At 51.5% G+C, this 25,936-nt stretch carries 24 protein-coding genes; 11 read left to right on the top strand and 13 right to left on the bottom strand.

What is annotated here, in order from left to right:
* The first annotated feature begins 116 nt into the window (after positions 1–116).
* Positions 117–1,370 carry a glycosyltransferase gene (locus tag ACFMKP_RS02095; RefSeq protein ID WP_382288629.1) on the top strand — a complete coding sequence of 418 codons (1,254 nt, stop codon included), beginning with the start codon at positions 117–119 and terminating at the stop codon, positions 1,368–1,370.
* Positions 1,371–1,374: 4 nt separating this feature from the next.
* Here ACFMKP_RS02095 and ACFMKP_RS02090 read toward each other — a convergent pair whose 3' ends face one another.
* The 4 genes from ACFMKP_RS02090 to htpG form a co-directional block, all read right to left on the bottom strand.
* Entirely contained in the window at positions 1,375–3,510 is a 2,136-nt protein-coding gene (locus ACFMKP_RS02090; RefSeq protein WP_382288627.1) for a sensor histidine kinase, read from the bottom strand.
* Positions 3,511–3,920: 410 nt separating this feature from the next.
* A complete protein-coding gene (locus ACFMKP_RS02085; protein WP_382288625.1) occupies positions 3,921–6,005 on the bottom strand; it encodes a glycosyl hydrolase in 2,085 nt (694 codons plus the stop codon).
* Positions 6,006–6,259: 254 nt separating this feature from the next.
* On the bottom strand, positions 6,260–6,796 hold the full coding sequence (locus ACFMKP_RS02080) for an RNA ligase family protein (protein ID WP_382288623.1): 537 nt from the start codon (positions 6,794–6,796) through the stop codon (positions 6,260–6,262).
* 353 nt (positions 6,797–7,149) lie between these two features.
* A complete protein-coding gene (gene htpG / locus ACFMKP_RS02075) occupies positions 7,150–9,021 on the bottom strand; it encodes a molecular chaperone HtpG (RefSeq protein WP_382288621.1) in 1,872 nt (623 codons plus the stop codon).
* Positions 9,022–9,462: 441 nt separating this feature from the next.
* On the opposite strand from htpG, the gene ACFMKP_RS02070 reads away from it, so the two are divergent.
* From ACFMKP_RS02070 to ACFMKP_RS02060, 3 genes are all read left to right on the top strand, one after another.
* The gene (locus ACFMKP_RS02070; RefSeq protein WP_382288619.1) at positions 9,463–10,671 is read left to right on the top strand and encodes an MFS transporter; all 1,209 of its coding nucleotides are present in this window, start codon (positions 9,463–9,465) and stop codon (positions 10,669–10,671) included.
* Between the two features lie 212 nt (positions 10,672–10,883).
* Positions 10,884–11,267, top strand: a complete 384-nt coding sequence (locus ACFMKP_RS02065; RefSeq protein ID WP_382288617.1) for a hypothetical protein — start codon at positions 10,884–10,886, stop codon at positions 11,265–11,267.
* Between the two features lie 17 nt (positions 11,268–11,284).
* The gene (locus ACFMKP_RS02060) at positions 11,285–11,917 is read left to right on the top strand and encodes an HD-GYP domain-containing protein (RefSeq protein WP_382288615.1); all 633 of its coding nucleotides are present in this window, start codon (positions 11,285–11,287) and stop codon (positions 11,915–11,917) included.
* Here ACFMKP_RS02060 and ACFMKP_RS02055 read toward each other — a convergent pair.
* Both ACFMKP_RS02055 and ACFMKP_RS02050 read right to left on the bottom strand, forming a co-directional pair.
* Positions 11,877–12,725 (bottom strand): DNA-methyltransferase, encoded by an 849-nt coding sequence (locus ACFMKP_RS02055; RefSeq protein ID WP_382288613.1) that lies wholly within the window; start codon positions 12,723–12,725, stop codon positions 11,877–11,879. The genes ACFMKP_RS02060 and ACFMKP_RS02055 overlap by 41 nt on opposite strands.
* Before the next feature lie 16 nt (positions 12,726–12,741).
* A complete protein-coding gene (locus tag ACFMKP_RS02050; protein ID WP_382288611.1) occupies positions 12,742–13,506 on the bottom strand; it encodes a hypothetical protein in 765 nt (254 codons plus the stop codon).
* Positions 13,507–13,620: 114 nt separating this feature from the next.
* Between ACFMKP_RS02050 and ACFMKP_RS02045 the strand changes: the two genes are divergently transcribed.
* A complete protein-coding gene (locus ACFMKP_RS02045) occupies positions 13,621–14,388 on the top strand; it encodes an MBL fold metallo-hydrolase (RefSeq protein WP_382288609.1) in 768 nt (255 codons plus the stop codon).
* Between the two features lie 83 nt (positions 14,389–14,471).
* Complete coding sequence (locus ACFMKP_RS02040; protein WP_382288607.1) at positions 14,472–15,821, top strand: trypsin-like serine peptidase; 1,350 nt, start codon at positions 14,472–14,474, stop codon at positions 15,819–15,821.
* Between the two features lie 55 nt (positions 15,822–15,876).
* Here the strand turns inward: ACFMKP_RS02040 and ACFMKP_RS02035 are convergent, their stop codons facing one another.
* The 6 genes from ACFMKP_RS02035 to ACFMKP_RS02010 form a co-directional block, all read right to left on the bottom strand.
* On the bottom strand, positions 15,877–16,068 hold the full coding sequence (locus ACFMKP_RS02035; protein ID WP_054535119.1) for a hypothetical protein: 192 nt from the start codon (positions 16,066–16,068) through the stop codon (positions 15,877–15,879).
* A 314-nt stretch (positions 16,069–16,382) separates the two neighbouring features.
* Entirely contained in the window at positions 16,383–18,266 is a 1,884-nt protein-coding gene (gene dnaK, locus ACFMKP_RS02030; RefSeq protein ID WP_382288605.1) for a molecular chaperone DnaK, read from the bottom strand.
* A gap of 472 nt (positions 18,267–18,738) precedes the next feature.
* Complete coding sequence (locus ACFMKP_RS02025; protein WP_382288603.1) at positions 18,739–19,905, bottom strand: class I SAM-dependent methyltransferase; 1,167 nt, start codon at positions 19,903–19,905, stop codon at positions 18,739–18,741.
* Positions 19,906–19,908: 3 nt separating this feature from the next.
* The gene (locus ACFMKP_RS02020) at positions 19,909–20,592 is read right to left on the bottom strand and encodes a fructosamine kinase family protein (protein ID WP_382288601.1); all 684 of its coding nucleotides are present in this window, start codon (positions 20,590–20,592) and stop codon (positions 19,909–19,911) included.
* Complete coding sequence (locus ACFMKP_RS02015; protein ID WP_382288599.1) at positions 20,489–20,755, bottom strand: hypothetical protein; 267 nt, start codon at positions 20,753–20,755, stop codon at positions 20,489–20,491. The genes ACFMKP_RS02020 and ACFMKP_RS02015 overlap by 104 nt, the downstream gene beginning before the upstream one ends.
* Positions 20,755–21,291, bottom strand: a complete 537-nt coding sequence (locus ACFMKP_RS02010; RefSeq protein WP_382288597.1) for a hypothetical protein — start codon at positions 21,289–21,291, stop codon at positions 20,755–20,757. The genes ACFMKP_RS02015 and ACFMKP_RS02010 overlap by 1 nt, the downstream gene beginning before the upstream one ends.
* Positions 21,292–21,384: 93 nt before the next feature.
* On the opposite strand from ACFMKP_RS02010, the gene pth reads away from it, so the two are divergent.
* The 3 genes from pth to ACFMKP_RS01995 are packed head-to-tail and all read left to right on the top strand — an operon-like array spanning position 21,385 to position 23,524.
* Positions 21,385–22,023 carry an aminoacyl-tRNA hydrolase gene (pth, locus tag ACFMKP_RS02005; protein WP_204755919.1) on the top strand — a complete coding sequence of 213 codons (639 nt, stop codon included), beginning with the start codon at positions 21,385–21,387 and terminating at the stop codon, positions 22,021–22,023.
* A complete protein-coding gene (locus tag ACFMKP_RS02000; protein ID WP_382288594.1) occupies positions 22,007–22,363 on the top strand; it encodes an MmcQ/YjbR family DNA-binding protein in 357 nt (118 codons plus the stop codon). The genes pth and ACFMKP_RS02000 overlap by 17 nt, the downstream gene beginning before the upstream one ends.
* Before the next feature lie 18 nt (positions 22,364–22,381).
* A complete protein-coding gene (locus ACFMKP_RS01995) occupies positions 22,382–23,524 on the top strand; it encodes a hypothetical protein (protein WP_382288592.1) in 1,143 nt (380 codons plus the stop codon).
* 247 nt (positions 23,525–23,771) lie between these two features.
* On the opposite strand, the gene ACFMKP_RS01990 is transcribed toward ACFMKP_RS01995, so the two are convergent.
* On the bottom strand, positions 23,772–24,683 hold the full coding sequence (locus tag ACFMKP_RS01990) for a YgaP-like transmembrane domain (RefSeq protein ID WP_204755916.1): 912 nt from the start codon (positions 24,681–24,683) through the stop codon (positions 23,772–23,774).
* A gap of 434 nt (positions 24,684–25,117) precedes the next feature.
* Between ACFMKP_RS01990 and ACFMKP_RS01985 the strand changes: the two genes are divergently transcribed.
* The gene (locus tag ACFMKP_RS01985) at positions 25,118–25,282 is read left to right on the top strand and encodes a hypothetical protein (RefSeq protein WP_382288590.1); all 165 of its coding nucleotides are present in this window, start codon (positions 25,118–25,120) and stop codon (positions 25,280–25,282) included.
* Positions 25,283–25,371: 89 nt separating this feature from the next.
* Positions 25,372–25,926, top strand: a complete 555-nt coding sequence (locus ACFMKP_RS01980; protein WP_382288589.1) for an SUKH-3 domain-containing protein — start codon at positions 25,372–25,374, stop codon at positions 25,924–25,926.
* Positions 25,927–25,936: the final 10 nt, after the last annotated feature.

Raw genomic sequence — 25,936 nt, 5'->3', positions numbered from 1 at the left:
TGTTTCCGCAACCAATTCCTCCCTTTATCCTAGACACTTGCCCTAGATTGTGATATTTATTACATAGTAATCAAGCGAAACCGATCCATACATGGCCTAGACATGAGGTATCGTCGATGGATATTACGATTGTGAGTTACGGTTCGCGGGGCGATGTACAGCCCTATTTGGCGCTTGGCCGGGCATTACATCACGTTGGGCATACCGTTAAGCTGATTGGCCCTGCCAATTTTGCCGATTTGAGCCAAGCAGCAGGCGTGCCGTTTGCCTCGGTTGGGGTTGACATCCAAGCCTACTTGCGCGAACGAATGGCAAGCTTAGGCAAATCGCAGAATTCGATCCGTTTGTTAAAAAGCTTGCGCAATGAATTAAATGAGCTGATTGAGCAAGTTGCCCACGAAACCTTGCACGCATGCCAAGGCACTGATTGCATCATTGGCACTGGTCCCCAAACTGCCAGCTTCGCCGAAAAAATCGGAGTGCCGTTTATCGAAGCAGTGCTGCAACCAGTAACTCCCACCAGCGCATTTCCATCGCCGATTGCCCCAAGCTGGCTAAAACTTGGTGGCGTTGCCAACTATCTGACCCACCTTGGGTTTGAGCAGATTTTTTGGCAAATTTTCCGACCAACTGTTAATAGAGTGCGAACACAGGTGCTTGGCTTGCCACCGTATGGCTTCGGTAGCCCATTTGCCAAGATTCGTGGGCAGGTTGCGCTACGGCTGCATGCCTATAGCAACTATGTGATGCCTCGCCCAAACGACTGGCCCGCTCAACACCAAGTTACAGGATTTTGGTTTCTGCCGCCGTCGAGCGACTGGTCGCCACCAGCTGAACTAACCGATTTTCTCGCTGCTGGGCCTGCACCAATTTATATTGGCTTTGGCAGCATGATGGGCGGAGATCCACAGCAATTAACCAAGCTTGTGAGCGAGGCCTTAGCGAGCACAGGGCAACGGGGAATTTTGGCTGGCGGCTGGGGAGCTTTAGGCGAAACGACGGATGCTAACGAACAGCTGTTGTTCGTTAAGGATGTGCCACATTATTGGCTTTTCCCCCAAATGGCGGCGATTGTGCATCATGGCGGCGCTGGCACAACTGGCGCGGCGTTACGCAGTGGCAAGCCCTCAATCGTCGTACCATTTTCCTTCGATCAACCATTCTGGGGGCGGCGGGTTGCTGAGCTTGGCGTAGGTTCTGCGCCCATTCCGCGCAAGCAACTGACGCTCGATCGCTTGGTTGCGGCAATCAATCAGGTAACCAAGCAAACAGCGATTCGCGAGCGTGCAGCCCAGCTTGGCGAGCAGATTCAAGCTGAGCATGGCACGGCGCAGGCACTCGATCAGATTCATCGTGGATTAAATCGCTAAGGATTCAAGCAATTTCTTCTGGCTCAAGCACTGGCAAATTCCACAACTCTTCAGGCACTTGCATATGAATCTGCGTGCCGCCTTGGGCAGGAGTGGAAATTGTCAGGCTGCCGCCAATCACCATCAACAAGCCGCGATGTAATCGCAGGCCGCTGCCGCTGCCAGCAGAGCTTGATGGATTTGCGCTCATGCCCACGCCATCGTCACGAATATCGACCACCAAGCCATGTTGCCAATCGATCTGAACGTTGAGATTCAAGTGGCGGCGCGGATCGTTGCCACGAGCATGGCGGGCTGCATTGCGCAATGTTTCTTGCAAGGCATAGCTAATCACTTCGCCAATAAACTGCGGGGTATCGGCCAAACGGGCTTCAGCAGCGGGGGCAACGCGATACGTTACCTGATCAAAGGCATTGCCAAAATCAACCAAAACCATATCGTGCAAGGTTTGCGCCAAGCCACCTTGAGCCAAGCGATGCGGCGTTGCAGGCGGCAACGAGCGAATCAACGCCGAAAGTTTGGTATGAGCCTCGGATAAAGCCTGAATCGTTTGTTGGGCCAGTGGGTCGTTGGCCGAAACTGCACTCAAATGAATCAGCGCGGCGTGAATTTGCGGCAACACATCGTCGTGCAAGGTGCGGCGGCCTTGGCTGCCCAACACTTTGACTTCGGCAATTCGCTGGCGCAACACATCGCCCAACATGCGCGCCGCCCGTTCGCCAGCCAAGGCATCGGTCAAACGGGCGCAGCAGGCCGCCGCAACTTCCATTAATTCCTCGCTATACACCGCGCCGCTTTGGGGAGAACCAAGCACCAATGCCCCAGCCAAACCGCGACCATCCCACAATGGAATGGCCCATTCAGCCCCGCTTTGGGCTTTTAATTGAATCCCCGAGGTACGGCGTTCTGAGGAAATTGGCAATTGCTCAAGAATGGGGGTTGGCGTTTGGCCCCAATGATAGCTGATTACTTTGGGCAAGCCAGGTACTGCATCACGCAACAATAAGCAAGCACGTTCGGCGCGCAACACATCGCGGCTAATCGCCTCGACCAAGCCCTCGACCGAAGCAGAAAGGCTGGCTCCGCCATCAAGCAAGCGATCTTGAAAGTGCAAGCTGCCGACGAAAGGCCGCAAGCGCTCCATAAAGGCTTCATGCTCAACCCGATAGCGCCAACTCAACAAGCCATAGGCCAACGAAGCCAAGGTTGTCGCAAACAACACAATATAGATCGAGGCAACTTGCAAGGCAGAACTAACGCCGACCATCAAGGCAAAACCGCCAGCAATTGCCACCAACCAACGCCATTGATCGATGCGGTTCCACTGTGGCAAGGGGCGATCGGTAAAGGCGGCATAAGCACCCATGGCTTGGCCAGCAGCACCCAAGGCGGCCGCAACCACAATCAACACCATCACATCTAATTGAAAAAAAAGTTCGATTGCGCGATCGGCCAGCCATGCCACCTCTGGCGTGCGCACCGAGGAGCCTTGCGAAAAGACCACCACGGCACCGATCAGGGCCACAATTCCCGCCAGCAAACCAAGTAATGAGGTGCGAATTAGCCACGATCGCACCCGCAACCACGCTTGATGTGGCAGATTATTGCGCCGCCCGGGGCCAGTCAGCAAGGCATGAATTGGCAGGCTAAAACACATTATCAAGGCCAAAAGATAGCCTGCGACGATAAATGGCAAGTTGGCAACCAGCCATGCGGGCACAAATTTCAAGGCCAAAATGCGGGCTTCTTGGGGCAACGGGTAAATTGCGGTCAGCACTAGGCCCAAAATCCCAATAAAAATGCCCATCGTAAACAGCAGCAATTTATGAATACGCAGGCTTTGGCCGCTCACGCCCGTATACCAAATCATTGTGGCATACCAAGCATAGGGTGCGAGCAACGAAACCACGCTGATAACCCGCCACCAAAAGGGCAAGCCAACATCAACCACCGGCGGGCCACGGCCAATAATCGCCGCGTGAATCAAAAAGAACACGCCAGCCATCAGCAAACCAGCCGCCGCCAAGCGCGGGCCACGTTCACGCCCGCCATCAAGCGTCACGGTCATGCCCAGCCATAAACAGATAATTGCATTAAAAATGGAAATTGCGAGGGCAATCGATTGCAGAATAAAAATCATTGAATGCTACCTATAAGCCAATGATTTCATCATACCAGCAGCAAGCTAGCACCTAGGTGCAAAATGAATTCCCTCACCCCCCAACCCCCTCTCCCACGAAAACGCGGGCGAGGGGGAGCACCCATGTTCACCACCAATCACGTAAAAACCACATCGTTAAAGCCCCTCGCCCTCAGCCCCTCTCCTTTTAATTAAGAGCGATTGGTCGGCGGTGGAGCATTCCCTCACCCCCAACCCCCTCTCCCACGAAAACGCGGGCGAGGGGAGCACCCATGTTCACCACCAATCACGTAAAAATCACATCGTTAAAGCCCCTCGCCCGCGCCACGGGAGAGGGTTGGGGTGAGAGGATTAAAAAAACCAACGACGATCCCATTGCTGAGATCGTCGTTGGTGCGTTGAAATGTAGTTTATTGGCAGGTTACGCCATTGAGTTGGAAGGCGCTGCTGGCCAAGCTTGGTGGGCTACCAACACCTTGGAAGCCAAAGTTGACGCTGCCACCGTTGCCTGCAATCGAGCCATTCCAGCCAGCGTTGCTGACCGTGACTGCGCTGCCAGTTTGGCTGACCGTGCCATTCCACAGGTTGCTGATGGTTTGGCCGTTGGGCAAGTTGAACTTGACGTTCCAGCCATTCAAGGCACTTGCTTGCAGGTTGGTCACGGTAACATCGGCAATGAAGCCCGAGCCCCATTGGCTTGGGACTTTAAACTCGACCTTGCAAGCGCCGCCAGTGTTGGTTGGGATGGCAGTTGGCACTTGGGTGGGAATTCGGGTTGCGGTTGGCACGCTGGTCGAAGTCGCCGTTGGAATGCTGATTGAAGTCGAAGTTGGGCCTTGCGTTGGCGTGCGGGTGGCGGTTGGCACGCTGGTCGAAGTCGCCGTTGGCACTTGAGTTGGCGTGCGCGTAGCCGTGGCGATTGGCCCCGGAGTTGGGGTTGGCTGATTAGTATTGATCACACCAACCGTCAAATAATCGGCGTAGATCGTTGCCGTGCCAGTGTTGCCAGTCAAGGCATTGAATTCAACCCCCAACTCGCGCACTTGGTTAATATCTGGTACACCAGCTAATTCAATCGTCAGCAAGCTGGTGCCTGAATCAAGCAACACTGTGCCGCTATCTTTCCAATTCCAAGCGCTGCCAGTTTTGATGTAGAGCTTGGCGTTGAGACCGTTCCCAAAATTTTGGGCGCTCAAGCGAATTTGGATGCGTGATTGGCCTGCCAAGTTTAGCTGAATTGGCAACTGAATTGCTGCTGGCGTAGCGGCCAAATCAACTTGGGCTTTGATGCCACGTTGGCCATTGGCGGCCCAATCAGTAGTTACAACCGGCCCAGAAATTAAATTCGAGCCAGTCCAGCCTTGCAGCATGCCATCTTCGAAATCGCTGACGACGATGCCGGGCAATGGAGTTGGGGTTGGCGTACCTGGGGTCGCTGTGGGAGCGATCCCAAGCGTACCATTCCAAAGCTGGCCAACATTGGTTCGATTCAAGGTTGCCCAGTGGGCATAGGTGCTCTGAATCCGGCTATCGCTATTGCGATAAAACATATCGGTATGCCAGATCATAAAGTAGGCAAAGGGGGCGCTGCTCAAAAGCGCTGGGTCCATCATATAGTCGGTTTCGCTGAGGGCTTTAATCTTGGTTTGCGAAAAACGGCCAAGATCTTCGTACCAGCTGACATAATTGCCCGAGGTTTCGTTGTACACGTCGCTGCCCAAAATATCTGCTTGGCCATCGGGATACCAAGCGGTGCTGACCCCTTTGACTCCAGGTGTCCAAACCCAGATCAAGTTGTGCAGGCCACGAGTGGTCACCAAATAGCTGAACATATCATCCCAAAGGCGGCGATAATTGGTCGCGCCATTATCTTTATCCCACCAGAACCAACCGCCACCAGCCTCGTGGTATGGTCGCCATAGCACTGGCACGTTGGCATCTTCGAGTTGTTGCAAATCATCGGCAATATTATCGAGCCAAATCAAATAATTATTGCGCTCAGTTGTGCCGTTGACAAACATATTGTCGATATCAACCACGGTGAACATATCTTGGTGGTTGGTGCCTTGGCTGGCAACGGGAGTCCAGTGTTGGCTGATGGTTGGAATAACCTTGGCGTTAGTCCAATCGCTGATAATCGCGTCGATCATCCATTGGCCATCGTTGGGCAATGCGCCGCCGATGGGAAAATCCCAGCCGCGCAGGGCGGGGTAGCGTTGGGGATTGGTGCGGGCATAGACGGCGTTCGACATTTCGTCTTTGCGGCCATTATCCCAGTGCACTTCTTGCTGACCGCCGAGCCAATACTGACCTTTGTATTGGACGAAACGATCGAGCACATTTTGGGCATACGGGGCGAGATTCGGATCGGCGGCTTGATAGGCGGTAATCGCGGCCTTGGTGGTGTGCGTTGGTAACAAACTCAGTGAACCAAGCAAGACCCCAAGGAGCGCAATGGTCAACAACGACCGCGAACGGCTTAGGTTCGACCACATAGCGACAATCTCCTTTGATTGAGGACACTCAGCGTTGGGTATTGATCGTGGGTAGAACGAGGCTAGGATGCGATGGCTACACGTGCGAATGTCCAAGAGTCCAGAGCGAATGCAGGAACATTCCCATCAGCGATAATAGTATAAATTTGTAAAGAGTCAATTAAAATCTTAAGTATTTCTTTAGAATTTGAATGAAAAAAGCGCGCGATCAAGCTTGATCGCGCGCCTGTTTGATTAAGATCGATGTTTATTGTTTAAATTTTGCCTTTGGCTCCATCGTTGGGCATGGTTTTTTTGAAAAAGATGTCGGCAGCAGTGTGATAGATAATCACGCCTTCCGGCTGCATAAAGCCAGCAACCATATGGCTGCCATTGATGCGCAAATCGTCCAAACATGCTTCGATAGCAGCAGTATCAAAAATACCATCGTAGAGCACGGGCACAACCTCGCAGCAAGCAGGGCAATTTTCGGCGTTCCAGCGCGAGGTATTGAACAAGGCAAAGCGCCGTTCGTTCAGCCCATATTGGCGCTTGCCAACGCGGTGGCCAAACCATTCGCCATGGTGCGTACCAACGCCCAGCTCAAGCAGTGCATTGTGGTTGGCAGCAACCCACGCCGCAAATCCATAGTTATCATCATCAACGGTTATCCAGCGGCTTCTGCTGCCAGCCCGAATCTCGCCCTGTTGATTAATCGAAATACAGGCATTGGTGCCATCAATTTTCTCGGTCACAATAATTTGGCGTGCCAAGCGAGCAATTTTGGGAAAGGCTACAAACTCATCACTCATCGTTCACCTCATTTGCTAGAACGTCCATGTAGTGGTTCGTTAGATTGGCAACGAGATTCATGCCCTCATCCCCAGCCCCTCTCCCACTGAACGCGGGCGAGGGGAGCACTATTTTCGTGTTTCCCCCTCGCCTTGCGGGCGGGAGATTGGGCTAGGGGGTGAGGGGGCAATCTATCGTTAACGCAATGAACCATTACACGTACAACTTAACGTTGCTAAGCATAGGCTGAAGTAGTTGGAGTAAAATCGGTCGCAGGTTGGGGATTCTCGTGGTTACAAAGTCCCCTTCTTAAACCAAAAGCCCCTCTCCCGCTAGGTGGGAGAGAGGTTGGGGTGAGGGGATCTCAAACGTATTATTTTTTAGTGGCGGCGGCGATCAAGGCGTGTACGCCGCTGATCAACTCGCTGGGGTTGGGGTGCAAGCCTTCGCCCAACAAAGCCGTACCATACAATTGCTCAACCGCAACCTTGAACAACTCGCCTTGATCTGGCTCGTCGAGCAATGCTGCCAAGTTATGCACAATTGCGTGGCGTGGGTTGAGTTCAAGAATTCTGCTTGGCACGCTATATTCTTGGCCCATCAAACGCCGGATGCGATCCATATCGCGGCCCATATCATCGCCAGCTGCGGCCAAACGCACCGGATTGCTGCGCAGCAACTTCGAGCCACGAACTTCGCTAATTTGCTCGCCCAATAATTCTTTGATGCGGTCGCCAAGTTGGCCGAGGGTTGCAGCTGAGAGCGCGCCTTCCAGCTCAACATCGTCGCCAGCAATATCGGCATCATCGACTGAGCGCAGTTTTTTGCCTTGGAAATCGCGCAAGCTTGAGATAACAAAGCTATCGATTGTTTCATGCATCAACAGCACTTCGTAGCCGCGTTCGTTGAAATAATCGAGGTGCGGCGAACGACGGGCGGTTTCCACATTGTCGGCAATCACATAATAAATATCTTCTTGGCCTTCCTTCATGCGTTCGACATACTCGCTGAGCTTGGTCAAGCCCTCGCTGTTGGTCGAGTGGAAGCGCAAAAGTGGTTCGATTTGGCTGCGCGTGCCGGGATCAGTGACCAAGCCTTCTTTGAAATATGGCCCAAATTCACGCCAGAAATCAGCAAATTTATCGGCATCGTTATCGGCCAACGTTTCAATTTCTTTGGTGATTTTGTTGGTGATAATTTTGGCAATTTGGCGCAACGTCCCGCTGCTTTGCACCGTTTCCCGCGAGACATTCAACGGCAGATCTTCCGAATCGACCACGCCTTGGACAAAGCGCAAATGCTTGGGCAACAATTCTTCATTGCGATCTTGGATGAGCACCTTGCGCGAGTAGAGCTTCAAGCCTGGATCAGGAATTTGGCGCATCATGCCTTGCTCGCGTTTGGCGGGCAAGAACAAAATTGCATGCAAATCGACTGGTGCATCGGTGCTGATATGCACAGTGCTCAGTGGTTCGCTGAAATCCATCGTGGTTTGGCGATAGAAATCATTATATTCTTCTTGGGTGACTTCGCGTGGTTGCTTGCGCCACAGAGCGGTGCGTTGATTGAGCACCTTCTTTTCGTCGCCCTCAGCTGAATAGATTGGGAAGGCCACGAAATTTGAGTGTTGGCGCACAATTTGTTCAAGTTTCCAGCGTTCGGCGTATTCTTCTGCATCTTCTTTGAGCACGATTTCGATCGTCGTGCCGCGTTCGCTGCGTTCGGCTGCTTCCAAGGTATAGGTTGCTTCGCCGCGCGAAGTCCAGCGCCATGCAGTTGCATCGGGCTGGTGCGACAAGGAAGTAACCCGTACTTCATCGGCGGCCATAAAGACCGAGTAGAAGCCTACGCCAAATTGACCAATAATTTCGCTGCTATTGGTTGGGTTGGCTTCGCCGAGCTTTTGCAAGAAGGCCTTTGCACCTGATTGGGCAACCGTCCCCAAGTTTTTAATCATATCATCGCGGGTCATGCCGATGCCAGTATCGCTGATCCGAATGATGCGGGCATCTTTATCGGCTTCGAGCGTGATTGCCAATTCCAACTCAGGATCGCGCACATCTTGGTTGGTCAACATCTCGAATTGCACCCGATTCAAGGCATCGGAGGCATTCGAAATTAATTCGCGCACAAAAATCTCGCGGTGCGTATACAGCGAGTGAATCAAAATATGTAAAACTTGTTGAATTTCAGCTTGAAATTGAAACTGTTCGCGCTCGTTGGCAACGTCGTGTTGCTCAGCCATAGGTCGCTACTCCTTTTGCAAACTTCTAAATCGGAATTTAACCGCTAGGCCGATTGTAGCATAGCCCAGCCCACCACGAGAAGGCTTCTACGTTAGCATTGTGTTGGAGATACAACATCCGACTGAGTTCAAGTTAGCCAAAACTTGGTATACCTCAACTAGAATTTTTTACTGGAGGTATTGCATGCAAATCCTATTACACACTGCTGGACTTGTTCGGGTTGAGTATCAGCAACTGTAAACTTCCCTCACCCCCCAGCCCCCTCGCCCACGAAATGCGGGCGAGGGGGAGCATTTGTGTTTCGCCGACAAATTGCGACACAACCATAGGGTTAAAGCCCCTCTCTCGCTCCGTGGGAGAGGGGTTGGGGTGAGGGAATATTAACAAGCGCGCTGATTCTTGCCATGCTGGGTTAATCGTTGTTCTAGCAGGAGTTGCATGTGCAACCGCAAGCGCGTTTGATTTATCTGATTTTGGAATTTAGTAGCCGACTGTTGTTGAGTTGTATTTTTACCGCCTCAATGCTGTATCGAATTCAAGTGCTTGGGCTTGATCCATTGCAATTGGTGTTGGTGGGCACGGTGCTGGAGGCGGCAGCCTTCAGCTTGGAAATTCCGACGGGAGTTATCGCCGATGTCTATAGTCGGCGTTTATCGGTGGTGCTTGGGATAGCATTTTTGGGCTTAGGAGCGCTCAGCGAGGTTTGGCTCGGCAGTTTTATTGGCAGTTTATTGGCCCAAGTGGTTTGGGCTTTGGGCTATGCCTTGATCAGTGGCGCAACCGAAGCGTGGATTACCGATGAAATTGGCGTTGAGGCGGTCGAGCCGCTGTTTCTCAAGGCCGCTCAGCTTAATAGCATCGCTAGTTTAGTAGGTATTGGGGTCGGCGTGTTACTTGCCAAGCTTGGCCTACGTTGGCCGATGATTAGCGGTGGCGTTGGCTTGGTTGGCTTGGCGCTTGGGATGCGTTGGTTGATGCCCGAAACGGGGTTTGCTCGCGCGCCTGCCACTGAACGCCAAAGTTGGGGCCGCTTTGGGGCCACGTTTAGTCATGGCTGGCAAGCAGTGCGTGGGCAGCCAGTGCTGATGAGTTTATTGCTGATCAGTGCAATTGCTGGCGCTGCTTCCGAAGGCTACGATCGGCTGTGGGAAGCACATTTGCTGACCACTATTGGCCTGCCAACATGGCTAAATTGGCAGCCAGTCACATGGTTTGGGGCAATTGCAGCGCTTGAAACGCTAGCCAGTTTATTGGCGGTTAGCGTGATTAAACGCTTGGCCAGCAACACCAGCGAACGCAGCATGTGGCTCTTACGTTGGCAATATGGCATGTTGGCAGTGGGCCTGCTCGGTTTAGCATTGGCCCAACAATTTGCTATAGCCTTATTTTGGATTATGTTAATTCGAATGTTACGCCAAAGCATTCAACCGTTGTATAGCGCTTGGCTCAATCGGCTAATTGAAAGTCGCAGTCGCGCGACAATTATCTCGATGACTAGCCAAGCTGATGCCTTCGGCCAAATTTTAGGTGGCCCAATCATTGGCTTAATCGCCAGTCGCATGGGACTCCCCGCAGCGTTTGTGGCCGCAAGCTGCTGTTTATGGCCCATGCTGGTGTTATTACGGCGGCGGCAGTTAATTCAGCAATAAATTAAAATAAACTTGCTTAAATCGATCAGTCATGAGCGTCGTTCGCTACGCCATGGCTGATTTTTTTAATTTTTAAATATCAGATAAAACCCAGCAATTAAATACATCTAAAACAATTGTCGCATGCTTGTCGCACGCCTTTCACAGAGTTGTCGCACCGAGAAAACGAAGCTGTGTCCAGACCCAAATTGATACAGCTTAGGAGGCTCTCAGTGTACAACTCATCAGCAATTAGTCGCCGCATCCTACTCGCCTTCGCAACCTTCGGCCTGATTTTGGTCAGTTTTGTTTACACTGCCCTCACAAGCAGCCAAACACTTCAATTTGATACACCAGCGCCAACTAACACTACGTGGCAATGGGGCGATATTGAAACCATCACCGCCACCCAGCAACTGCAAACCGCGCCACTCAACACGGCTTGGCAATGGGGTGACATCGAAACCATCACTGCCACCCAGCAACTGCAAACAGAACCACTCAACACGGCCTGGCAATGGGGTGATATTGAAACCATCACTGTCACTCAGCACTTACAAACCGCGCCATTGAACGTTGCATGGCAATGGGGCAATATTGAATCAGGCAGGCTTTAGCCGAAGGAGAACGCGGCATGGACACAACAGCTTTTCCGGAACTTTGGCATTCCATTCCGCGTGAGATTGCAGCCTTGCTGCCAAACTCATTCACTTTACCCTACGAAGCCCACTTAATTTTAAATTCGATTGCGCGCCATTCGTACCAACTTTATCAACATTCGCTGCGAGTTAGCCACATGGCATGGCATATGAGCCAAACGCTGGGATTACCACAGTACGAACATCAGCAGCTTTGGCTGGCAGCGCTTTTGCACGATTGTGGCAAAACCCGCCTACCGCGCAGTGTGGTGGTTCGCCCAGCGCTTGGCAGTCCACATTGGGAGTTTGCGCTCTATCAGCAGCATGTCAATGAAGGCATCGCAATTTTGCAGGCCTATCCAAGTTTGCGCAGCCTGATTCCGTTGCTGGCTGAGCATCACGAACGGCTCGATGGCACTGGCTTTCCACATGGCAGCAAATATCCAACCCGCAGCGCCCAAATTATTGCCCTGGCCAATGTGCTCGATCATTTGCGGGCACAACCAAACAGCCTTGGCAATAACATGCAAGGCGTGATCGATCAAGCAATCGGCCAAGATTGGGATTCAACCGTGGCAGCGACGGCGCTTAATGCTTGGCGGCAAGCCAATCTGGCTGAGGCGGGATAAGGTGCTCGTGCCATTCGGCAGCCTGCTGACGCAAGCGCGTGCGGACTAAAGCCAAGGCATCTGTCGATTGATCAGCAGCAATCCAGCGTCGCCCTAAGCGTTGCGCCACCGCCGCCGTCGTGCCAGAGCCACAACACAAATCGGCAACCAAATCGCCTGAATTGCTGGCAGCGAGAATAATTCGCTCCAACAAGCGTTCAGGCTTTTGGGTGGGGTAGCCCAAGCGCTCGGCAGCCATCGGGTTGAGCATGGGAATATCCCAGACATCATCAACCGGCGTGCCATCAGGATGCGGCAAATAGTGCTTACCCGCCGCCGAACGAATGCCCGCCTTGGCAAAACCACTGCTTGCTTTATAGGGTTGGCGCATTGCCTGCAAATTAAACGTCCATTGTTGGGGATGCTTGCTATACCAAAGAATTGTATCGTGCTTATGCGAAAAGCTGCGGCGCGCGCGACCGCCCCCAGTGTAATGCCAAATAATTTCATTGCGAAAACAATCGAAGCCCCAAACCCGATCAAGCAGCACTTTGGCATAGTGCACCGCGCGCCGATCAAGGTGCAAAAACAATGAGCCATGCTCAGCCACCAGCTGGCGCGCTGCGAGCAACCGTTGTTCAAGCCAAGCCAAATATTCGTTCAAGCCACCGTGCCAACGATCATCAAAGGCTCCAGCGCTATCGGCAAACACTCGGCCAGCAGCAAACGGCGGGTCGAGATACAACAAATCGATCGATTGTGGCGCGATTGTGGCGATAACGTCAAGCATTTCGCCCTGAATAAGCTGATTTGAGTTCTGCGAATTCACGCCCAGTCCTTCTAAACTATGCTAACGATTGAAGCAACAAACTGACCAAGCGTTCGCGGCTGGTTGTTTCCAATTGATAGAGATCTTGTTCGATATTGGTTTGGGTCATCAGCAAGGCCTGATCGTCTGCCTGCAACAGCGTATATTCGCGGCTTAACACCTGTTGGCCCTGATACACCACTGCATTGAAAATGCTGGTTGTGTGGTTTTGGCTCAACATATCAATAAATACGCTGGCTGCTTGCGCCGAAACTCCAGAATCAGCCAAGGCTTGCAAGGCTGCTTGCTCCTCGCTGCGTTCGATTAGGCTACGGGCTGCGGCCAAAACCGTGCTTTGAATATGAAAGCGCAGCGGCGTTTGCGCAACCCCAGCATAGCCACACCAATCGAGCACATGGCGAGCCAAATCCTCCAATGAACCAAGCGCCTGCAAGCGTTGCGCATCAGGATTAAGCACCTCGTGAAACACCACCGAATCGGCGTGTTTATGGCCAAAGGCCTGCAACAATGCGCCATTGCTTGGCAGATGATGCAAAATTAGGCTGCGTTGGGGATAGGCACAGGTTGCGACCAGCGCCAAGGTATCGCGGGCGATCATCAACATGCCATCGTGATCAGATTGGGCGAGATTGCGTTGGCGCAAACTGGCTTCGCCCTGCTGCAACAACTGGGCATGCTCACTCGGATTGGCCGCTGGCTCAACGCCCATAATCGTTGCGGCGCTGACCACCGCGCAAATCGTCACCAGCTCAGCACGATTTAACTCAACAACTGCACGCATTCCAACCTCCAACAATCAACAAAGCTCGCTCCATTGTAACGGCAAAACTGCTTGGGCCATGCTAAAATACTAGCTGCACTCGATTTTTGAATGGGCTACCAAGGAGTGGGTTTGATGCAATTGACAATTTTGGGCTGTGGCGGCTCCATGGGTGTGCCAATGATGGCATGTGACTGCGCAGTGTGTACTTCGAATGAGCCGCGCAATCAGCGTACCCGCACCGCCGCATTAATTCAAAGCCCAACTACAACGATTTTGATCGATCCTGGCCCTGATTTGCGGATTCAAGGCTTGCGCCAAGGTCTCGCGCAACTTGATGCGGTGTTGGTGACGCACCCGCATCAAGACCATATTGGTGGCATCGATGATTTGCGGCCATTTACCTTAAATACTCCACGCAGCTTGCCGCTGTATGCCAACCAATTTACCCTCGATCGGATTCGCTATCAATACGATTATGCCTTTGCCAGCGGCGAATCGGCTTCAACGCGGCCAAGTTTGAGCCTCAAGCAGCTTGATGGCACAGCCTTTAGCATCGGCGATGTGGCGCTTATTCCCTTGCCAATTGAGCATGGCAACTGGCAGATTTTGGGCTTTCGGATTGGCGATTTGGCCTATATGACTGATGTGAGCCATATTCCTGAGCCAACATTTGAACTATTGCATGGCGTAAAAACCTTGGTAATTGGGGCCTTGCGCCATGAGCCACACCCGTTGCATTTTACGGTTGCGCAAGCATTGGCGGCGGTTGAGCGAATTCAGCCACAGCAAACATTTTTTGTGCATACCAGCCATAGCCTCGATTATAAAACTGAGAACGCCAACCTGCCCAGCCATGTGCAACTTGCCTACGATGGCTTGGTCTTGCCAATTCAAGTGTGAGACTTTTTAGTCGTGAAATGAGACTTTTGCTCAGCGTCACGCTGCTATGCTACACCCATCGAAATCAAAGAAGGAGTGTAGTAATGAAACGCAGAACCCATCACCTTTGGCGCTCGACGCTGAGCCTGCTTGGTACGGTTGGCCTCTTAGCTGGCAGTTTCTCAATGACTAGCAGCTCAGCCTCAGCCCAAACCAACAGCGCCCAACCATGTTTGACTGGCGATCCATTCCAATTGAACGCGCTCAAAACCAAGTTGAGCCAAGCCAATCCACCAAGCGGAGTCCAACGAGTCAATCGCAACTTGACGGTCGAATTTATTACGACTGGCGTGCTGACCAGCGAAGCACCAACCATGCCAGTTGAGCCATTAGAAACTGGCGATGATGAGCCTTACGAACGCGAGCCAGTGCCTGCGGCGACCGCCACGTTTCGGGTGTTCAACACCCTAACCTTGAAGGAATTTCGGGTGGTGATGCAAGCCAATGCGGTGAGCAGCATCCGTGATTGCTACGAACGCAATAATTTGCTCAGCGGCAACGCGCCAAGCGATTACTCGGGCAACATCGATGCCCCAGCACCCCAGCGCAGCAAGCAAAGCGAAGTGTTCACGCCCTTTGGCTGGAGCAATGGCGATGATAACCGCCAACTAAAAACTAATACCAGCCAATATCCATTACGCACAATCAGCCAATTTTCGCGGGTAAGCGGTAACCAAGATTCCAACTGTACTGGCACGTTTGTTGGCCCACGCCACTTAATTACAGCGGCACACTGTATCAATCGTGTAGGCACCAACGTGTGGTTTACCACCAAAGTAACGCCTGGGCGCAATGGCACAGGCAGCGGCTCGGCACCGTATGGATCAAGCGTAATTACGCTCAATCCATCGCCACCAGTTGAATCGTGGTATTGGACGTTTGAAGAATGGCGCGACCCTAACCAAAGCAATCGTCGTCGTTGGGACATTGGGATGATCGTTGTGCCTGATCGTTTAGGCGATACGACCTCGTGGATGGGCGTTGCGCCACGTACGGCCAGCTATTTGAAGAACACCACCAGCTATAATCGGGGCTACCCAAATTGTAATGGCGATGGTGCGACTCGCGGCAATGCGCCAGCAGGTTGCCAAGTAGCCCGCATGTATGGTGATCCGAACGATTGTGGCGCACGTTGGTTCAAAAATTTGGATGGCGCTGGTTGGTCAATGCGCTACGATGTCAAATGTGATCTTAGTGCAGGCCATAGTGGCAGCCCTGTCTACCATTATGAATATAGCGCTCATCATGGCAAAGATATGCCAGTTCTCTCAGCCGTAGTTATCACCGAAGAATGTTTTACCTGTTCAAACCTTAACTCGTATGTGAATACAGTACGTCGAGTAACGCCTTCAGTGATCGATAACTTCGTTGCTTTACGCGAAATCTTCAACTAATCCATCAAGCATCCACAACAAAGCCCGCTGCACTTGTTGCAGCGGGCTTTTGGTTTTATTGGCGGCCTTCTTTTTTGCGCTGACGATGATATTTCGCCATTGCCCGACCCCATTCCTTGGCCTTTTGTTGACGCGGATTAGGCGGTGGGCGATCATCATTTTTGCGTTCTCGGCGCTCAGCTATTTCTTCTACTTCTTGGTCTTCAATCCAGTCTTCATTTAAATAATTTCGGGTTTGGCCTTTCATGGCGACAGCTTACTCCTCAATAGAAATTGATTCCGCAACGCGAGCGCTACGGGGAGTCTGTCCCAGGGCCGATGTTTAGGCTATCGTGCCCTAGCTACTTACAGCTCCCCGGTTGAGAACACAATTACAGCAGCCATATGCACCCTCCTTGGTTTCAAAAATGGTATCTGGTCGATAGTGTAAATAGCATACCAATTTTTTGGCTCCATCGCAAGACTGAATTTTAGCTAAATTGGTGTGACATTTTCTCCCCGATCAACAAAAAACCACCCCTATGCAAGGCATAGAGGTGGCTTGAGCGAAGCGATTGGGGCTTATTCGACGGTAAATTCACCATCGACAACGCCATCATCGGCTGGTTTGCTATTGGCGGTTGCGCCAGCAGCAGCAGCTTGGTCGCCGCTATACTGGGCTTCGCCAATGCTCATCAAGGTTTGTTGCAAAGTGGTCATGGCTGCTTGAATCCCTGCATCGTCGTCTTCGGCAATTTTCGTGCGCAAGTCGGCAATTTGGGCTTCTGCTTGGCTCTTGACGCTTGGGTCAACCTTGTCGCCTAAGTCGCTGAGTGTTTTTTCAGCTTGATAGGCAATGTTATCAGCTTGGTTTTTCAGCTCAATCTTGGCCCGACGGGCTTGGTCGGCTGAAGCATTCGATTCAGCGTCGCGCACCATCTTTTGCACATCGTCCTTGCTCAGGTTGGTGCTGGCCGTAATCGTGATCTTTTGCTCTTTGTTGGTGGCTTTATCCTTCGCCGAAACGTTGATAATGCCGTTGGCATCGATATCAAAGGTCACTTCAATTTGCGGCACACCACGTGGCGCAGGCGTAATGCCTTGCAATTGGAAGCGAGCCAAAGTCATATTGTCGCCAGCCATCTCGCGCTCGCCCTGCAAGACGTGAATATCAACTGCGGTTTGGCCATCAGCCGCCGTGCTGAACACTTCCGACTTGCGGGTTGGGATGGTGGTGTTGCGATCAATCAACTTGGTCATGATCCCGCCAAGGGTTTCTACACCCAATGACAATGGCGTAACGTCGAGCAAGAGCACATCTTTGACTTCGCCGCCAAGCACACCAGCTTGAATTGCAGCGCCGATGGCAACCACTTCATCAGGGTTCACACCCTTGTGTGGGTCTTTGCCAGTCAGCTTGCGCACCAATTCTTGGACCACTGGCATCCGAGTTGAACCACCGACCAACACGACTTCATCGATTTGGGTTGCTTTCAAGCCAGCATCTTTGAGCGCTTGGGTAAAAGGCCCTTTGAGCCGTTCGGTCAAATCGGCGGTCAATTGCTCGAACTTCGAGCGAGTCAAATTGGTAACCAAGTGCTTTGGACCGCTCGCATCTGCCGTGATAAATGGCAAGTTGATTTCGGTTTCCATGGTCGTCGAAAGTTCCATCTTGGCTTTTTCGGCAGCTTCTTTCAAACGTTGCAACGCTTGCTTGTCGCTGGTCAAATCAATGCCTTGATCTTTTTTATACTCGTCGATCAACCATTTTACAATCCGATGGTCATAGTCATCGCCACCAAGGTGCGTATCGCCATTGGTTGCCTTGACCTGAATCACGCCATCGCCAACTTCGAGCACTGAAACGTCGAAGGTACCGCCACCAAGGTCGAATACGAGGATAGTTTCGTCGTTCTTTTTATCCAAGCCGTAAGCCAACGCAGCAGCGGTTGGCTCGTTGATAATCCGCAGCACTTCCAAGCCAGCGATTTGGCCAGCATCTTTGGTTGCTTGGCGTTGCGCGTCGTTGAAATAGGCTGGAACCGTAATCACCGCTTGGCGAACTGGCTCGCCCAAATATTGCTCTGCATCATTTTTGAGCTTTTGCAAAGTCATGGCCGAAATTTCTTGCGGTGTGTAATCCTTGCCAGTACGTGGTACGCGCACCCGAGCATCGCCACGAGGGCCATTAACAATTTCGTATGGCACGGTGCCGCGTTCTTGATTCGCTTTATCAAACTCCAAGCCCATAAAGCGCTTGATTGAGAAAATTGTATTTTCAGGGTTGACGGTTGCTTGGCGCTTGGCAGTTTGGCCAACTAAGCGTTCGCCGTTTTTCGAGAAGGCCACAACTGATGGTGTGGTGCGACCGCCTTCAACGTTTGCAATAACCGCTGGATCGCCACCTTCCATAACAGCGACTACCGAGTTGGTTGTCCCCAAGTCGATCCCTACAATCTTTGCCATAGCGGTTAATCCTCCAAAAAATGTCTGTATTGATATGTCTAAATCTGTTGCGTATCTATTGGAACAGGCGCTGCATCGCTGCCCGACCTGTGTATGGAGTATAGCCGATCATCCACTAGAACAATATAGATGGAATGTTAGTTTTGTGTAAGAGAAAGAACAGAGAGCATAGAACATAGAACATAGGGAAATCAAAAGGCAGAAGGCAGAAGGCAGAAGGCAGAAGGCAGAAGGCAGAAGGCAGAAGGCAGAAGGCAAAAGGCAGAAGTTAGAAATTTAACGCAGCGGCGAAGAGGAACGATGGCTATGGGCTTTGGGCTAGCGGAACATTGTTCGTGCAATTTGTGGCATTCGTGGCTAAAAAGACCATAATCTGGCTAATCTGTGCCAACCTGTGGCTAAAAAAGCCTTCGCGCTCTTCGCGTCCTTCGCGGTTTCCGTCCTTCGTGCGCTTCGTAGATCAAAATCGGGATCAGTTGCCTGATCCCAATAATTGCTCCAGATATGGCGTAACGCCCCAAAATTGCTTCAGCGCTTCGTATTCGGCGGCTGCTTTGGGGTCGGGCTTGTTGCTGCGGGTAGCCCGAATCATTAAATTCTTGCCAGTATGCTCTGCATCAACAAACTCGATAATTTCGCTGCGATAGCCATTGATCCGCAGAATTTGCGCCCGCAGGCTGTCGGTCACCAAATCGGCGGTGCGTTGGCGAATGCTACCATGGCGCAACATTGGTTTCAGCACAGTGGCCTGAATCTGATGGGTCAGATGTTTATGGCAACATGGCACGCTCAAAATTGCTTGGGCTTGGCTACGCAAGGCTAAGGCTAAAGCATCGTCGGTGGCGGTGTCGCAGGCATGCAACGAAAACACCACATCTGGCTGATAGGCTGGTTGCCAATCGGCCAGCGGCGTTGCAATAAACTCCATGCCCGTGTAGCCCAATTCTGCTGCTTGAGCGCGACATTTATCGATTAAATACTCGTTTGAATCGACTCCAATCACCACTGCCGCTAAGCCCTTAATATTGACCAAATAATGGTAGGCGGCGAACGTCAGATAGGCCGAGCCACAGCCAGCATCAAGAATCCGCAACGGTTGCTCGGCGCTGGGCTTCAGCTCAAGCTCATCAAACACCCGCAAAAATTCGTTGATTTGGGTGTATTTTTTGCTCATGCTGGCGCGAATAATCCCATCGTTGGTCATAATGCCAGTTTTTTGCAAATAGGCATCTGGGCGATCGCTGGGCAAGGGCAAAGCTTTGACGTGATTATGGCGCAAATCTGGTGCAGCAACTTGATTCCGGGCGCGACTTAGAATGACTTTGCCTTTTTTGCTGCGCTGGACTTGAATGCGTTCGCTGGTGGTTTCTAGGGTGATGTTGCTCAGCGGCAGGTCGATAATCTCGCCAAGCGCGGCGCTGGCTTGCTCAAGTGCATAATTTTTGGTGATATTTTGGCGCTGATCAAAATAAGCTGCTTGCCATGCCCGCCCATTTTTCAGTTGCACAGGCCGCACCACCACGCGCTGCCAGCGCAAATCGGCAGCGCGTGCCGCACCACTCATGGTCAGGCGCACAAAATCGTCAGTTAACGCCAAAGCGATCAATTGATCGCGGTAATTTTCTGCTGTTAGTTGCATAGGTTAACCATTATAATAGTTTAAAATCTGATCAATTTGGCGACCGTATTGCTCGCCAAACAGAGTTAAATGCACCAATAACCAATACAATTGATAGAGCGGCTGGCGCTCGTGATACTCGCTCGGCAGCGGCCACATAGCCTGATAGGCTGGCAAAAATTGGCTGCCAAAGCCACCAAACAAGCTAGCAAAGGCAATATCGGTTTCGCGGTCGCTGTAACTGACCGCTGGATCGATTAAGCCTGGCTGGCCTGCATTGGTCGTAATCACGTTGCCAGCCCATAAATCGCCATGCACAAGGCTTGGTTGCGGCTGATGCGCCAACAAACGATCAAGTTGATCGGCTAAACGCTGGCATTGGTGCTGGCGTTGGTTAGGCATGCGGCCTGCTTGAGCCGCCAATTCAACCTGCGGCCACAAGCGTTGATCGCGCCAAAATTCGGCCCAGTTAGCGCTTGGTTGGTTGGGCTGGGCCAATGCTCCAATAAAATTGGCTCGTGAATAGCCAAAACTTGGGCCAAGAGTACGATGCAATTGCGCTAAGCCAGCGCCAAGATCACCAGCCTGATAACGGCCTTGAGCTTCAAACCATTCGAGCACCAGCCAACTTTGGCTCAGGCCCAAAACCGCTGGTACAGCCAAGGCATTGGCCGCTGCCAAACATGTTAAGCCATCGGCTTCGGCCACAAAAAAATCCTTGGCTGGCTGCGCGCCATTTGAGCAAGGCCGTTTGCTGGCCAATTTGAATTTGGACTGCATGGTTAATATCGCCGCCATAGATTGGCTTGATTGGCCGAATGTTGGCGGCGAAGTGTTGCTCAAGGCTGTGTTGGATGTTGGCGGGCAGCATTAGCTGGCTGCTTGGCGTTTTTTGCGCCAAATTTTATAGCCAATAAACACCACTGCCAACGCAACCAAAGTTGCTGGCACGGCAATCACTGCCGCCTCGCCAATCGCCTTAAATACTGAATCGACTTGAACCTTGCTGGTAAAAACCATCTCGCCTTCGGGCGCGCCTAAGATCAAGCGCAAATTCCATTGGTCGCTGATCGTAAAGCGCAGGCGTTCGCTGGTGTAGCGGCCAGCGTTGCGATCTTGATTTTCGGGCACCATAATAAACAATTCTTCGCGGCCGATGCTTTCGGGCGCTGCATACAGCTGCACCAAATTGAGCGGCGAAGGCTGGCCCGAGGCGGCATCGGTAATCACCACCCGCAACAAGGCATCGCCAACAGCTGGTGGATTGGGGGCAAGCGTAGCAACAACGCGATACGCGCCGCGCACTTCGTCGATTAACACTTGCTCGGTTGGATTATCCGCGAAAGCGCGGTTGGGCAGGAGCACCAGCAACGCTAGTGCCACAATCATAAAACGTAGAATGCGCATACTTCCCTATGGTACAATGCTTCAGCCTGCGCCATTGGTGGCGCATTGCGTGTAGTATATCGCGATTTTAACCAAACCTGTCGTGGGGATGTCATGTTTTTAATTGTTGGGCTGGGCAATCCAGGCGAAAAATATCTGAATAATCGGCATAACGTGGGCTTTCAATGTGTGGCTGAATTTGCTCGCCGCCATGGCTTGAGCTTCGATGGCAAGCGCGCCGATGCCCGGATCGCCGAGGGCAATATTAATGGTCAGCGCGTCGCTTTGGCTCGCCCGCAAACCTTTATGAACGATAGCGGCAAATCGGTCGTGGGCTTGGTTAATTGGTACAAAATCGATCCAGCCAGCGAATTATTGATTATTTATGATGATTTGGATTTGCCGTTTGGCACGATTAAGCTGCGTAACCAAGGCAGTTCTGGTGGCCAGCGCGGCATGAATTCGATTATTCAATTGCTCGGAACTCAAAAATTTGCCCGTTTGCGCTTTGGGATTGGTCGCCCGCCAGAAGGCTGGGAAGTGATCAATTTCGTGCTGGGCAATTGGAACGCTGCCGAGCGCGAAGAATTGCCAAAGTTATACGATCGCGCGGTTGAAGCCTGCGAATTGAGCATTCGTGATGGCATAACCAAAGCCATGAATGCGGTCAATGGCGAAGCCCCCAAACAAAAAAAGCAACCGAAGGATCAAGCAACGCAGGATAAGGAGCCAGCCAATGAGCAACCACGTTGATTATGACCAAGCTCGCAGCTATTGCCTAAGTCTCGATGATGTGGTCGAAGATTATCCATTTGGGCCTGAGGCATTAGTATTTAAAATTGGCGATGAACGCGGCAAAATGTTTGCCTTGTTGACCCAAGGCGAATCAGCCAGCATTAGCCTAAAATGCGATCCCGATCGGGCTGAAATGTTGCGCGAACAATATCCAGCGATTACTGCTGGCTATCATTTAAACAAGCGCCATTGGAACACGATTGTGCTTGATGGCAGCGTGCCCGACGAAGAATGTTTGGCCTTGATTAGCCATTCGTATGATTTAGTGCGGCCAAAACGGCGTAAAGCCAAAGCCTAGCATTTTTGAGGTTGATCAATGGTGCCGTTGCAGATTGTAGCCGTGCGCAATGCCAAACAGCGGCAGCAGTTTATTCGTTTTCCTTGGCAGGTCTACCGTGGCGCGAACCCCGATCCCTTGTGGGTTCCGCCGTTGTTGCTCGAACGCGAGCGTTTTTTCAACCCCAAACATGGTGGCTTTTTTGCCCATGGCGATGTGCAATTGTTCCTCGCCCAACGCGGCACTGAAATTGTTGGCACAATCTCAGCCCACATCAATTTTCTGCATAATCGCACCCACAACGAGCAGATTGGCTTTTTTGGCTTTTTCGAGGTTTTTGACGACCCCGAAGCTGCCGCTGCCCTGCTGCAAACTGCCTGCGCTTGGGTGCGCGATCGCGGCTACAAGGCAATTCGCGGCCCAATGAATTTTTCAATCAATGATGAATGTGGCTTGCTGATCGAAGGTTTTGAGCTAGCGCCCGTGATGATGATGACCTACAATCCGCCGCGTTATGTTGAGTATATTGAGCAAGCGGACTTTGGCAAGGCGATTGATTTGTATGCGTGGGTTGTTGATCAACAGAGCTACGCCGAAAAAGGCCGTGGCGTGAAGATCGAGCGGGTGGCAGCCTTGGCTCAAGCCCAAACTGGTCTAACCTTTCGCAAACTCAATATGCGGCGCTTTAGCGAAGAAGTTGAGGCTGGTTGGCATGTCTACAATCAGGCATGGGCCAACAATTGGGGCGCAATTCATATGACGCTGGCCGAATTTCGCCATTTGGCCTATAGCTTCAAGCCCTTTCTCGACCCCGAAGTGATGATTGTGGCCGAAGATCAGGGGCGAATGGTGGGGCTACTGATCGCCGTGCCCGATATTAACATTCCCTTGCGCTACAGCAATGGACGCTTATTGCCCTTTGGCTGGCTCACAATGCTGCGGCATAAACGCGAAATCAACCAAATGCGGGTCTTGATTATGGGCGTGCTGCCCGAATATCGGCGGCGCGGAATTGATGCAGTGTTCTATCGCGAAGTACGCAACGCTGGCCTCAAGCGCGGCTATCATACAGCCGAAATGTCGTGGATTCTCGAAAACAACGATGTGATGAACAATACAATTGCTGGGCTTGGCGGGCGGCGCTACAAAACCTACCGAATTTACGAAAAAAAGCTTGCTTAAACTGATCAAAGTCCCTCACCCCAACCCCTCTCCCACGTTGCGGGCGAGGGGCTTTTCGTTTGGTGGTTTTGGCATAATTTGTGGTCAATTCATGGGGGTTGGGCTTGGCGGGCGGCGCTCCAAAACTTACCGGATTTACGAAAAAAAACTTGCTTAAATTATCGAGAGCAACCGTAATGGTTGCTCTCGTATTGCAAGGCGCGGCTAGGAGTTAGCCGCTGCTCTTAACGCCTAGAACCGTCGCATCCTACCAGGTTGCTGGCGGGTCGCTGGCTGGAAAACTGGTATCAACCGCTTTATCTTCATTCTCCAACGACTCTTCTTTATTGGTTTTAGCTTCGACCTTCAATTGCTCGGTGTATTGTGGGTCATTGGCAGAAGGCTTTTCACCGACCACATTCGACTTCACCGCCGTGCGTTCCTCTTCGTCTTCAATCACCTTGCGGAAGCGTTCGAGGTCTTCGGTAATCGCTTTTTGGGGATCATTGCCAAACAATTTGGCAATTGCTTCGCCAACAGCGCCAGCTGGTGGTTGATAATCGAGCTTAACCCGAACCTCGGTTTGCTCATCGCCCAAGGCAGTAAATTCAACGCGTCCTTGGTTAGGCAAGGTTGAATTGGGCAACGAACGCCAAGCAATATATTCATTGAGCTTGGCATCAGCAATTTCAGCATCCCACGAAATGCTCAGGCCCAACGGTGCTTTGGCTTCCCAATGGCTGGTGCCATTTTGAAACATCTTAACGCTATTGAGATAGTGCATAAATTTGGGCAGGTTTTCGAAATTACCCCAGAAGCGAAAAACCTCGGCGACTGGCTGCTCAACCGTTACGGTATGTTCAACGCTGATCGCTTTGGCTTGATCAACGCCTGCCTGATCAGAATTAGTGTGATTTGTTGGAATCGGAATCCGTGGGGTTGTTGGGGCAGCAGGCTTGCTCCACGTCGATTCAGCTGCTTGGCCAGCAGTATTGATATTGAGAGCGCTATAGGCTGGGCAATGGCCAGTCAAGCCGCGCCACAAGAGCGGTGCGCCGCCAGCAATTGCTGCCAAACTTACTGGCAGATGCCGTCGCATAATCCCAAATGCAACCAGTGCGCTGCCGCTTGCTACCGAAAGCAAGCGCTCAGTTTGATGCACATTTTTCTCAGTAGCCATATAGAACTCCTTCAACTAGGCTAATGCAAACTACTGAGCAGTATCGCAAGTTACGTACCACAAATTTGATCCACGAAGGACACGAAGCTGTATTGAACCAAGTAAGCTTTTAACGCAGAGGCGCAGAGGAACGATGGCTTTAGGCTATGGGCTTTTGGTGCTAGGAGAAGAATCAAAACAATCTGTGCAATCTGTGGCTAAAATAATTATTTGTGGCGAAAAAAAGCATCATTCATTAACGCAGAGGAACAAAGCATAGATGGCGAGGTATACACGTGGTCGCCAATCCAATAAACAATTACATCGCAAGCAATAACGTTGTCGCAAGTATACTGATGGATAGCAACCTTGGTTGTTCAAAGTTCAGCTCTGATTGGGCATTGGTATCGAGTATTTTTATCCATGAACATCATTAGCTATAAGGATGGAATGCTATGCCACGTGATATTCGCCAGTTTACTGTTAATGGCCATGCTTTCGATGAAGCGATTCGGAATGAGGAAAATGAGATTACGCGCCGATTGTTGATTGCGGTTCGCTTTTACCTGTTTCGTCGTCTGTATCATGATCGCTATGAGCCGCCCGCCCATCCCCGTTGATGTTGCGTTTTTCATGGATGTTATGCACGATTTCTTTGAAGGCCATGACGATATTCGTGACATTTTAGCAGGCAAGGAGATTAATTCCTTTGATACCTAATCACAGCTTAAATATCCAGTTAACCCCGATCGCAACCACCGGTTATCAGCTTTTTGGCTGGACTCCGACGCGCCAGATTGATCCTTCAGCGCACTTGGCGGCAATTCACCACGCCACCTATCCCAGCTTTCCGCTGGCTGAAGCCTTTTTGACCAGCTTTGGTGGCCTAACAACGCGGATCGCTGCTGCTCAAGCAGGTGAAACCCCGCTCTATTATCACGATACAATTCCCTATATTTTCGATCGCAATCGGCTGTTTGAAGATTTTATTCCCGCCAATGCCCAACATTGTGATGATGAAGCAGCGCCTGGTTGGCTTGAGCATCCGTTTATTAAGCAGCAACAACGGCAGATTTGCCCCATTGGTTCCTATGATAACGATGCAACAATCTTGTTGACTGCGGATGGATTGGTGCTGCTTGGAAAATATTATGGTGTTCCGGGAGAGAATAGTCGGAAGCCAATGTTGCGGCTCGTCGGTCAAACGCTTAGTGATGGGCTTAATCGGCTTATTGAACAAGCAACCTATTATTATTATCCCTAGGAGCGAAATC

It is taken from the genome of Herpetosiphon sp. NSE202 (assembly GCF_042688385.1).
GTDB lineage: Bacteria > Chloroflexota > Chloroflexia > Chloroflexales > Herpetosiphonaceae > Herpetosiphon.
Note: the sequence above shows the minus strand (reverse complement) of the source record. Positions and strands in the feature narration are given on the sequence as shown.

Bases quoted from the DNA above. Each gene is read 5' to 3' on its own strand.
- ACFMKP_RS01985 (WP_382288590.1), top strand. From the start codon at position 25,118: ATGCCACGTGATATTCGCCAGTTTACTGTTAATGGCCATGCTTTCGAT.
- ACFMKP_RS02050 (WP_382288611.1), bottom strand. From the start codon at position 13,506: ATGCGTGCAGTTGTTGAGTTAAATCGTGCTGAGCTGGTGACGATTTGC.
- ACFMKP_RS02040 (WP_382288607.1), top strand. From the start codon at position 14,472: ATGAAACGCAGAACCCATCACCTTTGGCGCTCGACGCTGAGCCTGCTT.
- ACFMKP_RS02095 (WP_382288629.1), top strand. From the start codon at position 117: ATGGATATTACGATTGTGAGTTACGGTTCGCGGGGCGATGTACAGCCC.
- ACFMKP_RS02035 (WP_054535119.1), bottom strand. From the start codon at position 16,068: ATGAAAGGCCAAACCCGAAATTATTTAAATGAAGACTGGATTGAAGAC.
- dnaK (WP_382288605.1), bottom strand. From the start codon at position 18,266: ATGGCAAAGATTGTAGGGATCGACTTGGGGACAACCAACTCGGTAGTC.
- ACFMKP_RS02015 (WP_382288599.1), bottom strand. From the start codon at position 20,755: ATGCTGCCCGCCAACATCCAACACAGCCTTGAGCAACACTTCGCCGCC.
- ACFMKP_RS02045 (WP_382288609.1), top strand. From the start codon at position 13,621: ATGCAATTGACAATTTTGGGCTGTGGCGGCTCCATGGGTGTGCCAATG.
- ACFMKP_RS02000 (WP_382288594.1), top strand. From the start codon at position 22,007: ATGAGCAACCACGTTGATTATGACCAAGCTCGCAGCTATTGCCTAAGT.
- ACFMKP_RS01995 (WP_382288592.1), top strand. From the start codon at position 22,382: ATGGTGCCGTTGCAGATTGTAGCCGTGCGCAATGCCAAACAGCGGCAG.
- htpG (WP_382288621.1), bottom strand. From the start codon at position 9,021: ATGGCTGAGCAACACGACGTTGCCAACGAGCGCGAACAGTTTCAATTT.
- ACFMKP_RS02010 (WP_382288597.1), bottom strand. From the start codon at position 21,291: ATGCGCATTCTACGTTTTATGATTGTGGCACTAGCGTTGCTGGTGCTC.
- ACFMKP_RS02025 (WP_382288603.1), bottom strand. From the start codon at position 19,905: ATGCAACTAACAGCAGAAAATTACCGCGATCAATTGATCGCTTTGGCG.
- ACFMKP_RS02090 (WP_382288627.1), bottom strand. From the start codon at position 3,510: ATGATTTTTATTCTGCAATCGATTGCCCTCGCAATTTCCATTTTTAAT.
- ACFMKP_RS02085 (WP_382288625.1), bottom strand. From the start codon at position 6,005: ATGTGGTCGAACCTAAGCCGTTCGCGGTCGTTGTTGACCATTGCGCTC.
- ACFMKP_RS01990 (WP_204755916.1), bottom strand. From the start codon at position 24,683: ATGGCTACTGAGAAAAATGTGCATCAAACTGAGCGCTTGCTTTCGGTA.
- pth (WP_204755919.1), top strand. From the start codon at position 21,385: ATGTTTTTAATTGTTGGGCTGGGCAATCCAGGCGAAAAATATCTGAAT.
- ACFMKP_RS02060 (WP_382288615.1), top strand. From the start codon at position 11,285: ATGGACACAACAGCTTTTCCGGAACTTTGGCATTCCATTCCGCGTGAG.
- ACFMKP_RS02080 (WP_382288623.1), bottom strand. From the start codon at position 6,796: ATGAGTGATGAGTTTGTAGCCTTTCCCAAAATTGCTCGCTTGGCACGC.